This is a genomic window from Marinobacter sp. C2H3 (assembly GCF_037080155.1).
Taxonomy (GTDB): Bacteria; Pseudomonadota; Gammaproteobacteria; order Pseudomonadales; family Oleiphilaceae; genus Marinobacter.
Genome location: NZ_JBBBNZ010000002.1, coordinates 120,674 through 137,900 on the forward strand (window position 1 = coordinate 120,674; position 17,227 = coordinate 137,900).

12 protein-coding genes and 3 pseudogenes are annotated in these 17,227 nt (G+C 64.1%); 3 read left to right on the top strand and 12 right to left on the bottom strand.

The features are described from left to right. On the top strand, positions 1 to 1,614 hold the full coding sequence (locus V3388_RS05700) for an ABC transporter ATP-binding protein (protein ID WP_336366579.1): 1,614 nt from the start codon (positions 1 to 3) through the stop codon (positions 1,612 to 1,614). A 66-nt stretch (positions 1,615 to 1,680) separates the two neighbouring features. Beyond that, positions 1,681 to 2,466, top strand: coding sequence for an enoyl-ACP reductase FabI (locus V3388_RS05705; RefSeq protein ID WP_336366580.1), 786 nt, complete (start codon positions 1,681 to 1,683; stop codon positions 2,464 to 2,466). A gap of 73 nt (positions 2,467 to 2,539) precedes the next feature. Here the strand turns inward: V3388_RS05705 and V3388_RS05710 are convergent, their stop codons facing one another. Both V3388_RS05710 and V3388_RS05715 read right to left on the bottom strand, forming a co-directional pair. Beyond that, positions 2,540 to 2,956 carry a PilZ domain-containing protein gene (locus tag V3388_RS05710; protein WP_336366581.1) on the bottom strand — a complete coding sequence of 139 codons (417 nt, stop codon included), beginning with the start codon at positions 2,954 to 2,956 and terminating at the stop codon, positions 2,540 to 2,542. Positions 2,957 to 2,976: 20 nt separating this feature from the next. Beyond that, positions 2,977 to 4,803, bottom strand: coding sequence for a DUF1631 family protein (locus tag V3388_RS05715; RefSeq protein WP_336366582.1), 1,827 nt, complete (start codon positions 4,801 to 4,803; stop codon positions 2,977 to 2,979). A gap of 87 nt (positions 4,804 to 4,890) precedes the next feature. On the opposite strand from V3388_RS05715, the gene V3388_RS05720 reads away from it, so the two are divergent. Next, entirely contained in the window at positions 4,891 to 5,964 is a 1,074-nt protein-coding gene (locus V3388_RS05720; RefSeq protein WP_336366583.1) for a 3-deoxy-7-phosphoheptulonate synthase, read from the top strand. An 18-nt stretch (positions 5,965 to 5,982) separates the two neighbouring features. Here V3388_RS05720 and cobA read toward each other — a convergent pair. From cobA to V3388_RS05765, 10 genes and pseudogenes are all read right to left on the bottom strand, one after another. Continuing rightward, positions 5,983 to 6,771: pseudogene (cobA, locus tag V3388_RS05725) on the bottom strand (uroporphyrinogen-III C-methyltransferase); the annotation flags it as partial. 53 nt (positions 6,772 to 6,824) lie between these two features. After that, positions 6,825 to 8,099, bottom strand: coding sequence for a serine--tRNA ligase (gene serS, locus V3388_RS05730; RefSeq protein WP_336366584.1), 1,275 nt, complete (start codon positions 8,097 to 8,099; stop codon positions 6,825 to 6,827). 110 nt (positions 8,100 to 8,209) lie between these two features. Continuing rightward, positions 8,210 to 9,547: a replication-associated recombination protein A gene (locus V3388_RS05735; RefSeq protein ID WP_336366585.1), complete on the bottom strand. Its 1,338-nt coding sequence runs from the start codon at positions 9,545 to 9,547 to the stop codon at positions 8,210 to 8,212. A 4-nt stretch (positions 9,548 to 9,551) separates the two neighbouring features. Then, positions 9,552 to 10,265, bottom strand: a complete 714-nt coding sequence (gene lolA / locus V3388_RS05740) for an outer membrane lipoprotein chaperone LolA (RefSeq protein WP_336366586.1) — start codon at positions 10,263 to 10,265, stop codon at positions 9,552 to 9,554. A gap of 8 nt (positions 10,266 to 10,273) precedes the next feature. Continuing rightward, positions 10,274 to 11,878 (bottom strand): annotated as a pseudogene (locus V3388_RS16385) (DNA translocase FtsK); the annotation flags it as partial. 528 nt (positions 11,879 to 12,406) lie between these two features. Continuing rightward, positions 12,407 to 12,967, bottom strand: a pseudogene (locus V3388_RS16390) (DNA translocase FtsK 4TM domain-containing protein); the annotation flags it as partial. A gap of 26 nt (positions 12,968 to 12,993) precedes the next feature. Continuing rightward, positions 12,994 to 14,217 carry an O-succinylhomoserine sulfhydrylase gene (locus tag V3388_RS05750; RefSeq protein WP_336366588.1) on the bottom strand — a complete coding sequence of 408 codons (1,224 nt, stop codon included), beginning with the start codon at positions 14,215 to 14,217 and terminating at the stop codon, positions 12,994 to 12,996. A gap of 26 nt (positions 14,218 to 14,243) precedes the next feature. After that, positions 14,244 to 15,767 (bottom strand): amidophosphoribosyltransferase, encoded by a 1,524-nt coding sequence (purF, locus tag V3388_RS05755; RefSeq protein ID WP_336366589.1) that lies wholly within the window; start codon positions 15,765 to 15,767, stop codon positions 14,244 to 14,246. Between the two features lie 35 nt (positions 15,768 to 15,802). Beyond that, positions 15,803 to 16,381, bottom strand: coding sequence for a CvpA family protein (locus V3388_RS05760; RefSeq protein WP_336366590.1), 579 nt, complete (start codon positions 16,379 to 16,381; stop codon positions 15,803 to 15,805). Positions 16,382 to 16,495: 114 nt separating this feature from the next. Continuing rightward, positions 16,496 to 17,197 (bottom strand): SPOR domain-containing protein, encoded by a 702-nt coding sequence (locus tag V3388_RS05765; RefSeq protein WP_336366591.1) that lies wholly within the window; start codon positions 17,195 to 17,197, stop codon positions 16,496 to 16,498. Between the last annotated feature and the right edge of the window lie 30 nt (positions 17,198 to 17,227).

The window sequence follows — 17,227 nt, forward strand, 5'->3', positions numbered from 1 at the left end:
ATGACTGACCTGCTGACCGTATCCAACCTGTCCATCGCCTTTGACGACGCCGACCCGGTGGTGCGCTCCGTGTCCTTCAGCGTGGATACCGGCGAGACCGTCGCGCTGGTGGGCGAAAGCGGCTCCGGAAAATCCGTGTCAGCGCTATCCATCCTGCGGTTACTCGACGCCCGGCACGCCCGTTACCCCAGCGGGCAGATCCGGTTCCGGGGCGAAGACCTCCTGGCGGTGCCGGAGAAGCGCCTTCGCCAGGTGCGGGGCCAGGACATCAGCATGATTTTCCAGGAACCGATGACCTCCCTGAACCCGCTGCACACCATCGAGCGTCAGATCGGCGAGATCCTGGCGGTGCATCGTGGCATGCGGCCGGCCCAGGCCCGGGCGCGAACGCTGGAACTGCTGACTCTGGTGGGCATCCCGGACCCCGAGTCCCGCCTTGGCAGCTATCCCCACCAGTTATCCGGCGGCCAGAAGCAGCGGGTGATGATTGCCATGGCGCTCGCCAACGAGCCGGACCTGCTGATTGCCGATGAACCCACCACGGCCCTGGACGTCACCGTGCAAAAGCAGGTGCTGGAACTGCTGGGGGAGCTGCGCCAGCGGTTGAACATGGCGGTACTGCTGATTACCCATGACCTGAGCATCGTCCGGCGCTACGCGGACCGGGTGGTGGTCATGGAACAGGGCGAGGTGGTTGAACAGGCCCGCACCGAAACGCTATTCCAGTCGCCGGCACATCCCTACACCCGCAAGTTGCTGGATGCGGAGCCTCCCGAAAGCCCACCGCCGGCGCCACAGGCCCCCGAGCCGCTGCTGGAGGTCCGGGGCCTGGACGTCCGGTTTCCACTGAAAAAGTCCCTGTTCGGCAAGGTGTTGCGGGACGTGCACGCCGTTCAGAACGTCTCCTTTACCCTCGGGCGGGGCGAAACGCTCGGCATTGTGGGCGAGAGCGGCAGCGGTAAAACCACCATTGGACACGCCTTGCTCAAACTGATTGGCAGTACCGGAGACTTTGCCCTGGGCGGCGAGACGCTGTCCGGGCTCAATCAGGCCCGATTCCGGCCTTACCGGCGCCGACTCCAGATGGTGTTTCAGGACCCGTTCGGCAGCCTGAGCCCGCGCATGTCCGTGGGTGAGATTGTCCGGGAGGGGCTGGATGTTCACGCGCCGGGCGAGCGGGACGGCCACGAGCAGCAGGTGATTCAGGCGTTGTCGGATGTCGGCCTGGATCCGGCTATCCGCCATCGCTATCCCCACGAATTTTCCGGCGGCCAGCGCCAGCGCATCGCCATCGCCCGGGCCCTGGTGCTGCAGCCTGACGTTATCGTGTTGGACGAGCCCACCTCGGCGCTGGACCGGACCGTGCAGAAGCAGGTGATTGAGCTCCTGCGATCGCTGCAGGCCCGCTATGGTCTAAGCTATATCTTTATCAGCCACGACCTGGCCGTGGTTCGGGCACTCAGTCACCGGCTGCTGGTGCTTCAACATGGTCGGATGGTGGAATATGGGGACGCCGTCGAGGTATTCCGGGCCCCCCGACAGGCGTATACCCGGGAACTGCTGGGCGCGGCCCTGTTTTATCAGGACACGTCCGGGCCGACTACGACCAATTGACCGTTACTCCGGGCCCGGGGCTCGGGGATAATGCCGCACACATCAGGAATACAGGGAGATTGACCCATGGGCATGCTCAGTGGCAAGAAAGCACTGATCGTTGGCGTTGCCAGCAAACATTCCATCGCCTACGGCATTGCCGAGGTATTCGCGCGCGAAGGCGCCGAACTCGCGTTCACCTATCAGAACGAAAAACTTCAGTCCCGGGTGGAGACGTTTGCCGAGCAGTGGGGCAGCAAGCTCACTTTCCCCTGCGACGTGGCCAGCGATGAGCAGATCGACGCCGCGTTTGCGGAACTGAACAAGCACTGGGACCACATCGACATCATTATTCACGCGGTCGGCTTCGCGCCCGCCCACGAGCTGAACGGCAACTACGTGGACGTGACCACCCGCGACGGATTCCGCACCGCCCACGACATCAGCTCCTACAGCTTTGTTGCCCTGGCCAAGGGTGCCCGCAAGATGATGCACGAGGGCAGCTCCCTGCTGACCCTGAGCTACCTGGGCGCCGAGCGGGTGCTGCAGAACTACAACGTGATGGGCCTGGCCAAGGCTTCCCTGGAGGCCAACGTGCGCTACATGGCCGCCAGCCTGGGCAAGGAAGGCATCCGGGTTAACGGCATTTCCGCCGGTCCGATCAAGACCCTGGCGGCCTCCGGAATCGCCAGCTTCCGCAAGATGCTGGCCGAGAACGCCAAGCGAGCGCCCCTGCGCCGCAACGTGACCACTCAGGAAGTGGGCAACGCCGCCGCGTTCCTGAGCTCGGACCTGGCCAGCGGAGTCACCGGCGAAATCATGTACGTGGATGCCGGCTTCAACATCACCGGCATGGGCGAACTCGAGGACTGAGTCTCCCCGCCCCTGGACGCTGCTGGGCCAGCAGAGAGTCCGCGAAAAGCCGGCGCATTGAGCGCCGGTTTTTTTATGCCCCGGACATGGCCCGGCCGACCGCCTCCACCCAGTCCACGTAGCCGGTGTCGTCCGAGGCGAGCACATGAAGGCCTACCAGGAAGCCGTTCTCCGATGGCCGGCACCAGATCACTTCCACCGTCAGCGGGAAGCCGTTGTGAACGTCCGAGCCGAGCCAGATGGTCATGGGCAACAAGGCGCTGATGGCCACGGGTTCCGGCAGCCACAGGCAGCACCCTCCGGCGGACAGGTCCCGCACCCGGCCGGCGAGCTTGCGTGGCGAATCCTCCGGGACAGCCCCCCCTTCAGGATCTTCGGATTCCAGTTCAATTACGGCCCTGGCCTTCGCGGTCAAACGGTAGTCGGCCCGGCTGTCCCGGAGCCCGCCGGTGTCGTCTTCGCTTCCGAACCGGTAGTCGTTGTTGTTCATACAGTCATCCGTCTCTGAGATCAGTGGCGTCCCACCCGAATTCGTCCCACCACCCGGGTCAGCGTGTCGTCGAACTCAGCGCCGCTGCCCAGCAGCCGGATACGGCCTTCCAGCACGCCAGCCACCAGTTCGTCTTCTTTCCACTCCTGCCGGTTCAGGCCCAGGCGATCCACAAACACCAGTTTCCTGGACGCGTTGATGCGCACCGCCAGCTTCAACCGGCGCGGTTCCAGGGGCGGTGCCTGCTGAACCACAATCCACCCGCCCAATTTGATGTTGGCCACCTGCTCCTGCACCAGCAAGGTCTGTTCCCGAAGCAACCGCGCCTGTTCCGCCGCTTCATCGGCCAGTTGCTGCTGCCGGGCCGCTTCCCGCTCTCGGGCCAGGGCGGCTTCCCGGGCCTCCGCTTCCAGGCGGCGACGCTCAGCTTCCTCCGCCTGCTGCCTGCGCAGGGCTTCGGCCCGGGCGCTGGCCTCGGCCGCGGCCCGCTCCCGCTGGGCTTTCTGTCGGGCATACACCCGGGCCAGTTCCTGCACAGTGCGGGCGAGAACCACCCCAAACGGCGTCAGCTCCGGCAGCGGACGGGCGACGCCACTGGCCCGCTCGTCTTCAAATGAAGCCCAGGCCTGCAGCCCAAGCTTGACACCGGCGCCATTGGTCCAGAGGATTTCGGCGGTACCGGGCAGAACGGCAGACAGGCGGCGCCGTTCTTCGGACGCTCCCTCCCCCCACACAAACCACTTCCCGGTCACCGCGTCGATGATGTCCGGTGCCGGCGGCGTCGCACTCAGCCATTCCGGCTCCCAAACCAGCGGTGTCGGGGTGGCCAAAGCGTCGACGACCGGTAATGCCTCGCCCCTCAAACGCGCCACGAGCGCCCGCTCGATGTCGGCCAGGGCCCCTTCGGTCAGGGGCTGGGGCATCAGCCGCTGCCACACTTCCGATACCCGTTCACCCAACTGCTCGCCCACCTGATACAGCCGGTTCCGCTGGCCGTCCGAGAGCGCCGGATCGCAGGCCCAAACCAGCCATTCCAGCAGCTTCCGGCCGTGTTTGAGACCATCGTTGCCGTCGGATGGGCCGCCCGCCTGGACGTCGCTCCACACCGCCTGCTTGAGCAGCCGGTACCAGTCGTCACGCAGGAACCTGACCACGGTTTCCGGCAAGTGGCGGTCCTGAAGCGCCCGTCCCAGCAGCGCCCTGGCAACCTGGTCGGCCTGACGTTGCCGGGCCGCGCCCTGCTCGGTATCCAACAGGCGCTGCGAAAGCCGATCGATCTGCGCTGCGCGCTTGGCGGCATCCTGCTGCCAGTCTTCGCAGAACTGAAGCACCGGCGCCACGGTGTTGCCATCAAACGCGCCGGACACCACCGACACCAGGCCGTCGAGCTGGTCCAGCAAGGCCCGGTTGGAGCGACCCCGGGTGTTGCTCCAACCGCGCCATTCCCCGAGCCCGTCCAGCCACTGGACGATGGCCGGTGACAGCGCCTCACCGCCTGCCGCGTCCAGGCGCCAGGCCAGGAAAAACCGCAGGCGCGCAATGCGCCGGCTCAGTTCCGGATGCAGGCCACTGGTGCCCAGGAACACATCCATGATGCGGTCCGCCAGGTACGCGGCGTTCACCTGCCGGATCGACCAATCGAGGTTGACCGAGCGGATCACGTGGGTCACCCGCTCGTCGCGCTGTTCAGACCAGCAGGACAACAGCAAGGGTCGCCAATCGCTGACCGCACCGGCCGCCAAAGCCCCGGGCGGGTATGGCAGGTCAGGCACCCGGATGCCGTTTAACAGCGCCTCGATGGGTGACGCAGCAAGGCCGTCCGGCGCGTGTTTTCGGGAGTCTGACATCCGTTCCCCATAGGCTGGAAGCGTTGAAAAGACTGGGCGTTTAGCGCAGTATAACCAAGTCGATCAGAACCGGGGAAAAAGTACAACATGTCGGGAAAGAAACTAGAAGATCTGAACGTGGCCAGCGTCGAAACGCTCATCACTCCGCAAGCCCTCAAGCAGGAAATGCCACTGTCAGACAAGGCGGCAGAGACCGTCGCCAACAACCGTCAGGCCATCTATGACATCATGGACGGCAAGGACCATCGCCTGTTTGTGGTGGTGGGCCCCTGCTCCATCCACGACGTCGAGGCCGCCCACGATTACGCCCGGCGCCTGAAAGCCCTCGCGGACGAAGTGAGCGACACGCTGCTTCTGGTGATGCGCGTCTACTTCGAGAAGCCCCGCACCACCGTCGGCTGGAAAGGTCTGATCAACGATCCGCACCTGAACGACACGTTCGACATCGAGCAGGGCCTGCACATCGGCCGCCGCCTGCTCCTGGACATTAACGAGATGGGGCTGGCCGCCGCCACCGAAGCGCTGGACCCGATTTCGCCGCAGTACCTGCAGGACACCATCGCCTGGTCCGCCATCGGCGCCCGCACCACCGAATCCCAGACCCATCGGGAAATGAGCAGTGGCCTGTCCATGGCCATTGGCTTCAAGAACGGCACCGACGGCAGCCTGGACGTCGCCGTCAACGCCATGAAGTCGGTCTCACACCCCCACAGTTTCCTGGGCATTGATCAGCAGGGCCAGGTGGCCATTGTGCGCACCCGGGGCAACAACTACGGCCATGTGGTCCTGCGCGGCGGTGGCGGCAAGCCCAACTACGATTCGGTGAGTGTGGCCCTGTGCGAGCAGGCTCTGGACAAAGCCGGCCTTCGCCAGTCCATCATGGTGGACTGCAGCCACGCCAACTCCAGCAAGGATCCGGCCATACAGCCGCTGGTCATGCAGGACATCACGCACCAGATTGTTGAGGGTAATACCTCCATTCAGGGCCTGATGGTCGAGAGCCACATCAACTGGGGTAATCAGTCGATTCCGGCGAACCTGGCGGATCTGAAATACGGCGTGTCCGTCACCGACGCCTGCATCGACTGGCCGACCACCGAGCAGGCCATCCGGGATATGCGAGCCAAACTCAAGGATGTGCTTCCGAAGCGCGTTCGGTAAATCGTTGGGGCGGCGCCGTCAGACGGCGTCGCCCAGCCAGTCCAGTCGGTTCCGCAGAGCCACCACCTCGCCAATGATCACCAGCGTAGGCGGACGAACCTCTTCCTGCCCCACCCGTTCCACAATCGTCGAGAGCGTTCCCATAACCACCTGTTGCTCCGGCGTGGTGCCCCGGGATACCAACGCGACCGGCATATCCGGACTCATCCCGTACTCCACCAGTTTGGCGGCTATGATCGGCAGCCCCACCAGGCCCATGTAGAACACCAGGGTCTGATTGTTCTGAACAAAATCCGACCAGGGCAGATCGCAGGTGTCGTTCTTCAGGTGACCGGTAATAAACCGCACCGACTGGGCGTAATCCCGGTGTGTCAGGGGAATACCCGCGTAGGCGGCACAGCCGGAAGCAGCGGTGATGCCGGGCACCACCTCGAAGCGCACGCCCGCCTCCGCCAGGGTTTCGATTTCCTCGCCGCCCCGGCCGAAGATAAACGGGTCACCGCCTTTCAGGCGCACTACCCTGCGCCCCTCAAGGGCCAGTTCGACCAGGCGCTGGTTGATCTGATCCTGGGGCAAGGTGTGGTTGGAGCGCTGCTTGCCAACGTGAATTCGCTCGGCATGCGGGGGAATAAGATCGAGGATCTCTGACGAGACCAGGCGGTCGTAGAGCACCACATCGGCGCCCTGAATGGCGCGCCAGGCCCGAATGGTCAACAGCTCGGGATCGCCAGGGCCGGCGCCCACCAGGGCGACCGCCCCGGCGGACCGGTTGGGGTTGTGCGTGACCGGGTTGGTCCTGTTCCGTTCTGGTGCAGGGCGGTGCGCGATGCCCGCTCCTGGTGCGTCCGCCGGTTGCTCGGTCATTGGATCCTGTCGATGCCTCCCATGTACGGTTTCAGTGCGTCCGGAACGCGGATACTGCCGTCCGCCTGCTGGTAGTTCTCCATCACCGCGATCAGGGCGCGCCCGACCGCAAGTCCGGAACCGTTGAGCGTGTGCACAGGCTCGGGTTTACCGGTCTCCGGGTTACGCCAGCGTGCTTGCATACGCCGTGCCTGAAAATCCCGGGTGTTGGAACAGGACGAAATTTCCCGATAGGCGTTCTGGCCCGGCAGCCAGACTTCCAGATCGTAGGTGCGCGCCGCCGAGAAGCCCATATCACCGCCGCAGAGCGCCACCACGCGATACGGCAGGCCCAGGCGCTGGAGCACGGTTTCGGCGTGCCCGGTGAGCGATTCCAGGGCCGCCTCGGAGTCTTCCGGGCGCACCACGTGAATCAGTTCCACTTTGTCGAACTGGTGCTGACGGATCATGCCCCGGGTGTCCCGGCCATAGGAGCCGGCCTCGCTGCGGAAACACGGCGTATGGCAGACCAGTTTCAGCGGAAGCTCATCGGCGTTGAGGATGCTGTCCGCCACCAGGTTGGTCGCCGGCACTTCGGCGGTCGGAATCAGGTACAGGGGTTGCTCGCCGTCCATCCGGAACAGGTCGTCCTCAAACTTCGGCAACTGGCCGGTACCGTACAGCGTCCGGGCATTCACCAGATACGGCACGTAGGCTTCCTGATAGCCGTGTTCACCGGTGTGCAGGTCCAGCATGAACTGGGCGAGCGCCCGGTGCAGTCGGGCAACCGGGCCACGCATCACCGCAAACCGGGAATGGGCCAGACGGCTGGCGGTCTCAAAATCCAGCCCCCCCAGCGTCTCGCCGAGGTCCACGTGGTCCTTGGGCTCAAAGTCAAAGGGGGTGGGATCGCCCCAGCGACGGATCTCTACGTTGTCCGCCTCGCTCTCCCCTTCCGGTACACCTTCGTCCGGAAGGTTCGGAATGCCGGACAGGAACCGGTTCAGTTCGTCCTGCAGGGCCCGGAGCGCCTCTTCCGCCTCGCCGCGCTGGCGCTTGAGGCTGTCCACCTCGTCCAGCAGCGGCTGGATGTCCTCACCGGCGGCCTTGGCCTTGCCGATGGACTTGGACCGCTTGTTCTGCTCGCTCTGGAGGGTCTCGGTGCGCACCTGCAGCTCCCGGCGGCGCTGTTCGAGGGATTCGAACGCGGCAACGTCGAGGGTGAAATGCTTGACCGCCAGCCGGCGGGCCACGTCTTCCGTCTGGGTACGGACGAGTTTGGGATCGAGCATGATAGTCCTGGTTTCCGGTTTGCGAGTGGGTTGAAATGCCCGCCATTATACCCGCACAGTCGCGGCTGGCCACTGCACGGCCCGTTAGGATTGCGGGAGCAGGCCTGGCCTCAGGGGTAGCGGCGGGTATCGCTGGCGTTGTTGAGCTCATCCAACCGGGCCCGCTTTTCCGCCAGGCGGATTTCCAGGCCCCGGGAGACGGGCTGGTAATAGCGCCGATGATGGATGGCTTCGGGCAGATAGGCTTCCCCGGCGGCAAAGGCGTCCGGTTCGTCATGGGCGTAGCGGTATTCGGCGCCGTGTCCCATGGACTTCAGCAGCTTGGTGGGGGCATTGCGAAGATGTACCGGCACCTCGTAGTCCGGGTCCTGCCGGATGTCCGCCATGCACTGGTTGAACGCCTTGTAAACCGCGTTACTCTTCGGCGCGAGCGCCAGATAGGTGGCGGCCTGGGCCAGCGCCAGCTCGCCTTCCGGCGAGCCCAGTCGCTCCTGGGCGTCCCAGGCGTCCATGGCCAGGCGCAGGGCTCGGGGATCGGCGTTGCCGATGTCTTCACTGGCGATGCGCAGCAAGCGACGGGCCACGTAGAGCGGGTCACAGCCGCCGTCCAGCATGCGGCACAACCAATAGAGCGCGCCGTCCGGGTCAGACCCGCGAACGGATTTGTGCAGGGCGGATATCTGGTCGTAAAAAACATCCCCGCCCTTGTCGAACCGCCGCAGGCTGGTCTGGAGCACCTGCTCCAGCACGGCCTCGTTCACCGTCGGCTGGCCGCCCTCACCCGGCTCCGCCAGATCCGCGGCGACTTCCAGAATGTTCAAGGCGCGACGGGCGTCACCCCCTGCGGCCCGGGCCATCAGCTCGATCACCGGGCCCGGCACCACCAGCGCGCCCTTCAGCCCCCGCTCGGACGTGACCGCCCGGACCAGCAGGCGGCGCAGGTCGTCGTCCTCGATGTGCTTGAGCACGTACACCCGAGTGCGGGACAGCAGTGCGCTGTTCAGCTCAAACGAGGGATTTTCGGTGGTGGCGCCGACGAAGATGAAGGTGCCGTCTTCGATGTGCGGCAGGAACGCATCCTGCTGGCTCTTGTTAAAGCGATGGACTTCGTCCACGAACAGCAGGGTGTCGCGGCCTTCGGCCCGCTTGCGATGATGGGCCCGGTCAACCGCGCCGCGGATGTCCTTGACGCCGCTGAGCACCGCGGACACGGTCTCAAACGCCAGATCCCCCACGTTGGCCAGCAGTCGGGCAAACGTGGTCTTGCCAACCCCCGGCGGCCCCCACAGGATCATCGAGTGCAGTTGCCCCTGTTCCAGTGCCCGGCGCAGGGGCTTGCCCGGCCCCACCAGGTGGGCCTGGCCAACGTAATCGTCCAGAGTCAGCGGCCGCATCCGGGCGGCCAGGGGCTCGAACCCGGTGGCCTCATCAAACAGGCCTTCCTGCATGAGCCTACTGACCTTCCCGGATGACGTCCACGCCGTCGGGGTAGTCGAGGGTGAAGGCGCTGTCGGGCACGGGTTCGTTCAGTTTGATGTGATCGAAACTGAGGATACTGAGCTGAGACAGCGAATCCCGCATGCGCATTTCCTTGAGCCGGCCATTGTTGAAGGTCAGTCGAAGGGAAGTGAACAAAGAGTCCGGGCTACGGGGCTCGAGGGTGAACTGCCGGGTGTTGTCGCCGGCGGGGCCTTCTTTCACCCGATAGGTGGTCTCCAGATCCTCCACCTGCCCGCTCAACAACAAGGCAGGCGTACTCTGGATCCGGTTGTCCAGGGCCTGGACAGTGACCTGCTCCAGGTCCGGGTCATACACCTGGACCTGCTTGCCGTCGCTGACGATCACCTGGGCCAGCGGCGCTTTGGTTTCCCAATAAAACAGCCCAGGGCGTTTGGCTTTGAGGGTGCCCCGGGTGTCCTGGATCTGCTTGCCGGAATCGTCCACCACAATCTGGATGAACGATGCCTGATAGGTGCGGTAATCCCGCAGCAGCTCGGCCAGCGCGGCGGCCTGATCCGGACTCGACGCCTGGGCGGTCGCCGACGGGCTTTCCCCGGCTTTCTCGCTGGCCTGGGCCTTGTCGACCGCGAGCGCCGGGGTGGCTGCAAGCGCCACAGCCAGCGCCACGCCAGAGGTCATACGTGTCATCCAGTTTAACCGTGTCATGGTGTCTCCTAATCCCGGGGCGGCGGCGGTGCCAGCACTTCGCGGGTGCCGTTGTGGCCCGCAGGGCTGACCACGCCCGATGCCTCCATGGCATCCACCAGGTTTGCCGCCCGGTTGTAGCCAATTTTGAATTTCCGCTGAACGGATGAAATGGATACGCGGCGCCCCTCGGTGACAAAAGCCACAGCCTCGTCGTACAGGGAGTCGCTCTCGCTGTCCCCGCCCTCGCTCAGGGTCGGAACGCCCGGCAGGCTCTCACCTTCGGCGCCGTTGAGCACATCGTCCACATAGTCGGGCTCACCCCGCTCCTTCCAGGCGCTGACCACACGATGCACCTCATCGTCGTCCACAAAGGCACCATGAACCCGCACGGGCAAACCGGTGCCCGGCGGCAGGTAGAGCATGTCGCCGTGGCCCAGCAACTGCTCGGCACCGCCCTGGTCGAGCACCGTCCGGGAGTCGATTTTGGAGGATACCTGGAAGGACATCCGCGTCGGGATGTTGGCTTTGATCAGGCCGGTGATCACATCCACGGACGGCCGCTGGGTCGCCAGAATCAGGTGGATGCCGGCCGCCCGGGCCTTTTGGGCGATCCGGGCGATGAGCTCTTCCACCTTTTTACCGACGATCATCATCATGTCGGCGAACTCGTCGATCACCACCACGATGAAAGGCAGGGTCTCGAGCTCCGGCCGATATTCCTCGCCGTTGTCCAGGTACTCATCCGGCTTCCAGATGGGGTCCAGAAGCGGCTCTCCCGCAGCCCGGGCGTCCTTCACCTTGCGGTTGAAACCGGCAAGGTTACGCACCCCCAAGCTCGCCATCAGCCGATAGCGACGTTCCATCTCCGCGACACACCAGCGCAGGGCGTTGGCGGCCTCTTTCATATCCGTGACCACCGGCGCCAGCAGATGCGGGATGCCGTCGTAGATGCTCAGTTCCAGCATCTTTGGGTCCACCATGATGAACCGGACTTCGTCGGGCGTGGCCTTGAGCAGCATGCTCAGCAGCATGGCGTTGACCCCCACCGACTTACCGGAACCGGTGGTACCCGCCACCAGCAGATGGGGCATCTTGGCGAGGTTGGCCACCATCGGATTGCCACCAATGTCGTTGCCCAATGCCAGGGTTAGCGCGGAGTTGCTTTCGGTAAACACCCGGGCGCTCAGCACCTCTGACAGACGCACGATTTCCCGCTTCTCGTTGGGTATCTCGATGCCCACCACGGACTTGCCCGGAATGACTTCCACGACACGGACGCTGAGCACCGCCAGGGAACGAGCCAGGTCTTTGGCCAGGTTGGAAATCTTGCTGACCTTGACCCCGGGCGCCGGTTTGATTTCAAACCGGGTAATCACCGGCCCGGGATTGACCTCAACCACTTCCACGGAAACCCCGAAATCACTCAGCTTTTCCTCAAGCAAACGGGACATGTGCTCCAGGGATTCCTCGGAATACCCTTTCTCCTGGTGTTCCTCGGGGGGGTCCAGCAGGGAGATCGGCGGGATCGGGCTTTCAATGTCGGCCAACAGGGAACCCTGGGAGTCACCGCGGCGGGCCGGTTCCGGCCTGGGTTCGTCCTTCTTGAACGGCGCAATCTTCACGGACCGGCTGGGCGCAGGTTCGGCCGGCGCGCGGGGTGCGTCGCCAGATCGCCCACTCGGCGACGCGTCGGCGCGAGCCCGGTCGTCCGTGGCGCTGAAATGCTCCAGGCGTTCGGTCACCTCGCCGGGAGACGGTTCGCCCAGAGCCGGTTCCCGACGTTGGGCGATCGGCGCCGCCGGTCTGGCGGACGCCGGCGCCTTTTGGGCTGAGCGCTTGAACCAGCGGCGCCACCAGGGCGCAGGCTTTCCGGCTGTTGCAGCGCCGTCCAGACGGTCGCGAATGACGGGCGGTTGTGCGGGATCGGCTTTACGGGCCTCGACTTTCGGGGCCGGAGCGGGCACGGGCGCTGGCCGGGCTTTTCCTGTCTCAGACCGATCGGCGGCGTTTTTCGCCCTGCTCGCGTCTGTCCCGCCCTTGCCCTTGTCGTCGGACGCCATCAGTCCCTTGGCGCCCTCCGCGAACCGGAGCGCCAGCCCGCCCACCTGGTCCATCAGCCAGAACCAGGACAACCCGGTGGTCACGGTCAGGGCAAAGAGAAAAATAGCGATCAGCAGAAGTGTGGTGGCCGGCAGGTTAAAAAACCGAACCATGGCATCGGAAACCGCCCCGCCGAGCACACCGCCGGAGGACTCACCAAGCCCGAAGACCGAATACAGGGACAACAGGCTGGTGGCTGACAGGAGAATCAGCAGAAATCCGCCAAAACGGACCAGGAACAGCGGCCAGTGCAGATCCAGGGATTCCGCCCGACGGCGGATGAGCATCACCGCGTAGCCAGCCACCATCAGCGGGAACAGGTAGGACACCTCGCCGCAGAAATCCATCAGCAGGCTCGCCAGCCAGGCGCCGGTGCGCCCGGCGTAGTTCTTCACGGTTGTATCGTGGCCAATGCTGGCCCAGCCTGGATCGCCCGGGGTAAAGGTGACCAGTGCCATGGCCAGATAGATCGCGAGCGCGACCAGCGCAATCACCGCGCCTTCCCGCGCACCTTGGGCGACAAAGCGGCGGAAACGCTGCTGCTTTTCGGTGGGAGCCGCCGGGGACGCCTTTCTGGAGGGCCCGGGGGCGGCTTTTTTCGCGTTTGCGGTTTCGGCCATGAATACCTTGTAGTGTGTCCGTTGTGTCAGGCGCCGAGGGCGGCGAAGCCGCGCTCAAGATCCCGCTTGAGATCGTCAATGGCTTCGATGCCCACCGACAGGCGCACCAGGTTTTCGGTGATGCCCGCCTGCGCCTTGTCCTCGGGCGACAGCCGCCCGTGGGTGGTGGTCGCCGGATGCGTCACCGTGGTTTTGACGTCACCCAGGTTCGCCGTAATCGAAATCATCCGGGTGGCATCGATAAACCGCCAGGCCTCGTCACGGCCGCCAACCAGCTTGAAGGACAGCACACCGCCGAAGCCGGATTGCTGACGCCGGGCCAGCTCGTGCTGCGGGTGGCTGACGAGGCCGGCGTAGAACACCGACTCAACGCCCGCTCGGCCCTCAAGCCATTGCGCCAACTCTAACGCATTGTCGCAGTGGGCGCGCATACGAATCGGTAAGGTTTCCAAACCCTTATGGAACACCCATGCGTTGAACGGGCTCATGGTGGGGCCGGCGGAGCGGAGGAACCCGTACACTTCCTCCATCAGCGTATTGGGGCCGACGACGGCTCCGCCCACACAGCGGCCCTGACCATCCAGATACTTGGTGGCGGAATGAATCACCAGATCCGCGCCGTGCTCGAACGGCCGCTGTAGCACGGGCGTGCAGAAGCAGTTGTCTACCACCAGTAACGCGTCGTTCCGGTGCGCCAGCTCTGCCAGCGCCGCCAGGTCGGCCACCTCGCACAGGGGATTCGAGGGGGTTTCAAGGAACAGCATGCGGGTGTCTGGCGTGATCGCCGACTCCCAGGCCGCCAGGTCGGTCAGGCCGACAAAGCTGGTGGTTACACCAAACCGGGCCATGTACTTCTGGAACAGCACGTTGGTAGTGCCGAATACGCCCCGGGAACAGACCACATGATCACCAGCCTTCAGCAGGGACATGCAGGTGGCCAGAATGGCGGCCATGCCGGAGGCAGTTGCCACCGCCCGCTCTCCGCCTTCCATTGCGGCCAGGCGCTTTTCGAACGCCTGCACCGTCGGGTTGGTGAAGCGGGAATAGATGTTGCCCGGTTCCTCGCCCCCAAAACGGGCCGCGGCCTGGGCGGCGCTGCCGTAGACAAAGCTGGAGGTCGGGAAAATCGCGTCGCTGTGTTCCAACTGGTCGGTACGGATCTGCCCTGCCCTCACCGCCAGGGTATCCACGGACATGCCGTCGAGATCCGATTCCGGAATCTGGATGGTTTCTTCTCTGCGCAGGGTCATGCTCGTCTCCTGATGGCCGCTGATGCTCAGTCTTCGTCGTTGTGCAGGTCGATGATGCCGTTGTCGGTATCCGACATGCCCGACAGACTGCGCTGATCGTCCTTCCGGAGCGCTTCAAGGCGATCGAGGTAGGCCTCGTCCACATCGCCGGTAATGTAATCACCGTTGAACACGGAACACTCCCAGCCTTCGATGTTGTCGTTCACATCATTCACACAGGCAATCAGGTCGTCCAGGTCCTGGTAGACCAGCCAGTCGGCGCCAATCAGTTCCCGGATGTCCTCAACGGTGCGTCCGTGGGCAATCAGCTCGTGCACCGACGGCATATCAATGCCGTAGACGTTCGGGTAGCGCACAGGAGGCGCGGCCGACGCAAAGTACACCTTGCGGGCACCGGCGTCCCGAGCCATCTGGACGATTTCCTTGCAGGTGGTGCCGCGGACGATGGAGTCGTCCACCAGCATCACGTTCTTGCCGCGGAATTCCAGATCAATCGGGTTGAGCTTCTGACGCACGGACTTCTTGCGCATTTTCTGGCCGGGCATAATGAACGTACGGCCGATGTAGCGGTTCTTGATGAACCCTTCCCGGAACTTCACGCCCAGCCGGTGGGCCATCTGCATGGCCGAGGTGCGGCTGGTGTCGGGAATGGGAATCACCACGTCGATGTCGTGATCCGGAGTTTCCCTCAGGATCTTGTCCGCCAGGGTCTCGCCCATGCGAAGGCGGGCTTTGTAAACGGAGACCTTGTCGATGATGGAGTCCGGCCGGGCAAAATACACGTGTTCAAAAATGCACGGGTAAAGGTGCGGCTCGTCAGCGCATTGCTGGGTGTAGAGGGTGCCGTCGGTCTCGATGTACACCGCTTCGCCGGGAGCAATATCACGCACCAGGCGGAAGCCGGCGGCGCTCAGGGCAACGCTCTCGGAGGCAATCATATACTCCTTCGTGCCGTCCTCACATTCCCGCACGCCGTAACACGCCGGTCGGATGCCGTTCGGGTCCCGGAAGCCAACAATGCCGTATCCGGTGATCATGGCGATCACCGCGTAGGCGCCGCGGCAGCGCTTGTGCACGGCCTTCACGGCGTAAAAGATCTCATCCTTCGTGGGCACCAGCTTGCCGAGCTTCTGCAACTCGTGGGCAAACACGTTCAACAGCACCTCGGAATCTGAGTTGGTGTTGATATGGCGCAGGTCCGTGCGGAACAGGTCCCGGGCCAGCTCATCGGCGTTGGTCAGGTTGCCGTTGTGAGCGAGGGTGATGCCATACGGGCTGTTCACATAGAACGGCTGGGCCTCGGCGGAACTGGACGTGCCGGCCGTCGGGTAGCGGACGTGCCCGATACCCACGTTGCCCACCAGTCGGCGCATGTGACGAGTGTGGAACACGTCGCGCACCAGCCCGTTGTCCTTGCGCAGAAAGAACCGATCGTCCTGAAAGGTCACAATGCCCGCCGCGTCCTGGCCCCGGTGCTGAAGTACAGTCAGCGCATCATAGAGCGACTGATTGACGTTGGTTGTGCTGACGATGCCGACAATGCCACACATGGATAGGAGAATCTCCGAGTGTTGAAACTGAAAGGTTATCCGGACGTGGACTCTGGTGCCACATCCTTGGTCACCGGCGCGGATGCGCCGCCGGTGCTGGCCGGGACGGCGTTGGCGGCCGGCCCGAGGAAACGGGCGAATTCATCGCCAAAGGTACGCCGGGACCAGTCCTCAACCACGGCCAGATGGCGGATCATGACCGACTCCCGCCACCAGGTATCCTGAGCCAGCGGCGTGTACCGGGTGAACGCGATGGCCACCACCACCACGACCAGCCCCCGAAGCAGGCCAAACCCCATACCCAGAACCCGGTCCGTCGCCGACAGCCCAGTGGCACGGATCAAATGGCCGATGAGGTTATTGATGATGGCGCCGACGATCAGGGTACCAAAAAACAGAATGGCGAACGCCGCCACGAGTCGCACCAGCGGCGTTTCCACGGTGCTCTCCAGCAGCGATTGCATCTGCGGGTGAAAGGTCCGCGCCAGGATGAACGCGGCAATCCAGGTGACCAGCGACAGTGCTTCGCGGACGAAGCCACGCTTCAGGCTGATCAGCGTGGACACTGCGATAAGGGCAATGATGACCCAGTCGATCCAGATCAGCGCTTCCATGAAAAACCCGGTGGCGTGGAGAAAGCGCGAATTCTAACAGGAATCGCTCCGGCGCCAAAGCTCTGCCAGCGTTCCGATGGACGCCGCCGGTTTACGAAGCGACAAGGCGAGCCCCTAGTTCTCTCCCTGAGTGACCAGACTCTTCAGCCCGAACGCCTTGTCGATCCGTCCCTTGGCACCCTCGGCCTGTTGCCGGTCGGCATAGGGACCGCTGAACACGCGAACCAGTTTCACGTCACCCCGGGTCACTTCCTGCAGGTGCGCGCTGTAGCCTTGTTCACGGGCTTTATCCCGCAGGCGACGGGCGTTGTCCGGGTTGCCAAAGCTGCCAAGCTGAACCACCCAGGCGCCTTCAAGGGAGCCACTGAATTCTTCGTTATCACTGTCGTTTGCAGGGGCCTTGGTCGGTGCCGTTGACGCCACCGCCGGCTCTTCAGTGGCCGGGGCCGGCTCAGGAACAGCGACGTCCTGTCGGGCAGGCGGCTCGTCGGTGGCGCCGCCCGCCGGCGCCGAATCGTCGGAGCGTTCGATCAACCGATACTGAGGTGTCTGTGCTGTCCCTGCGCCGGACGATGCCGGCACCTCGGTTGCGAGGGAAGAATCGCTGGAGGGCGGCGGGACATCCGTCTGGTCGCTGCTGCCCTTGGCAGAAGACCCGTCGCCCACGTCTACCGCAGGGAATGGGGGCTCTTCAGGAATCTGTATGGACGTGGTCGTCCGTTCGGAATGTGGCTCATCAAAGATCATGGGCACGAAAATCACGGCCAGGGAGACCAGCACCAAAGCGCCAATGATCCGTTGTTTCAGTCCGTCCACACTATTACTCCCGATCTGTCTGTCCTGTCC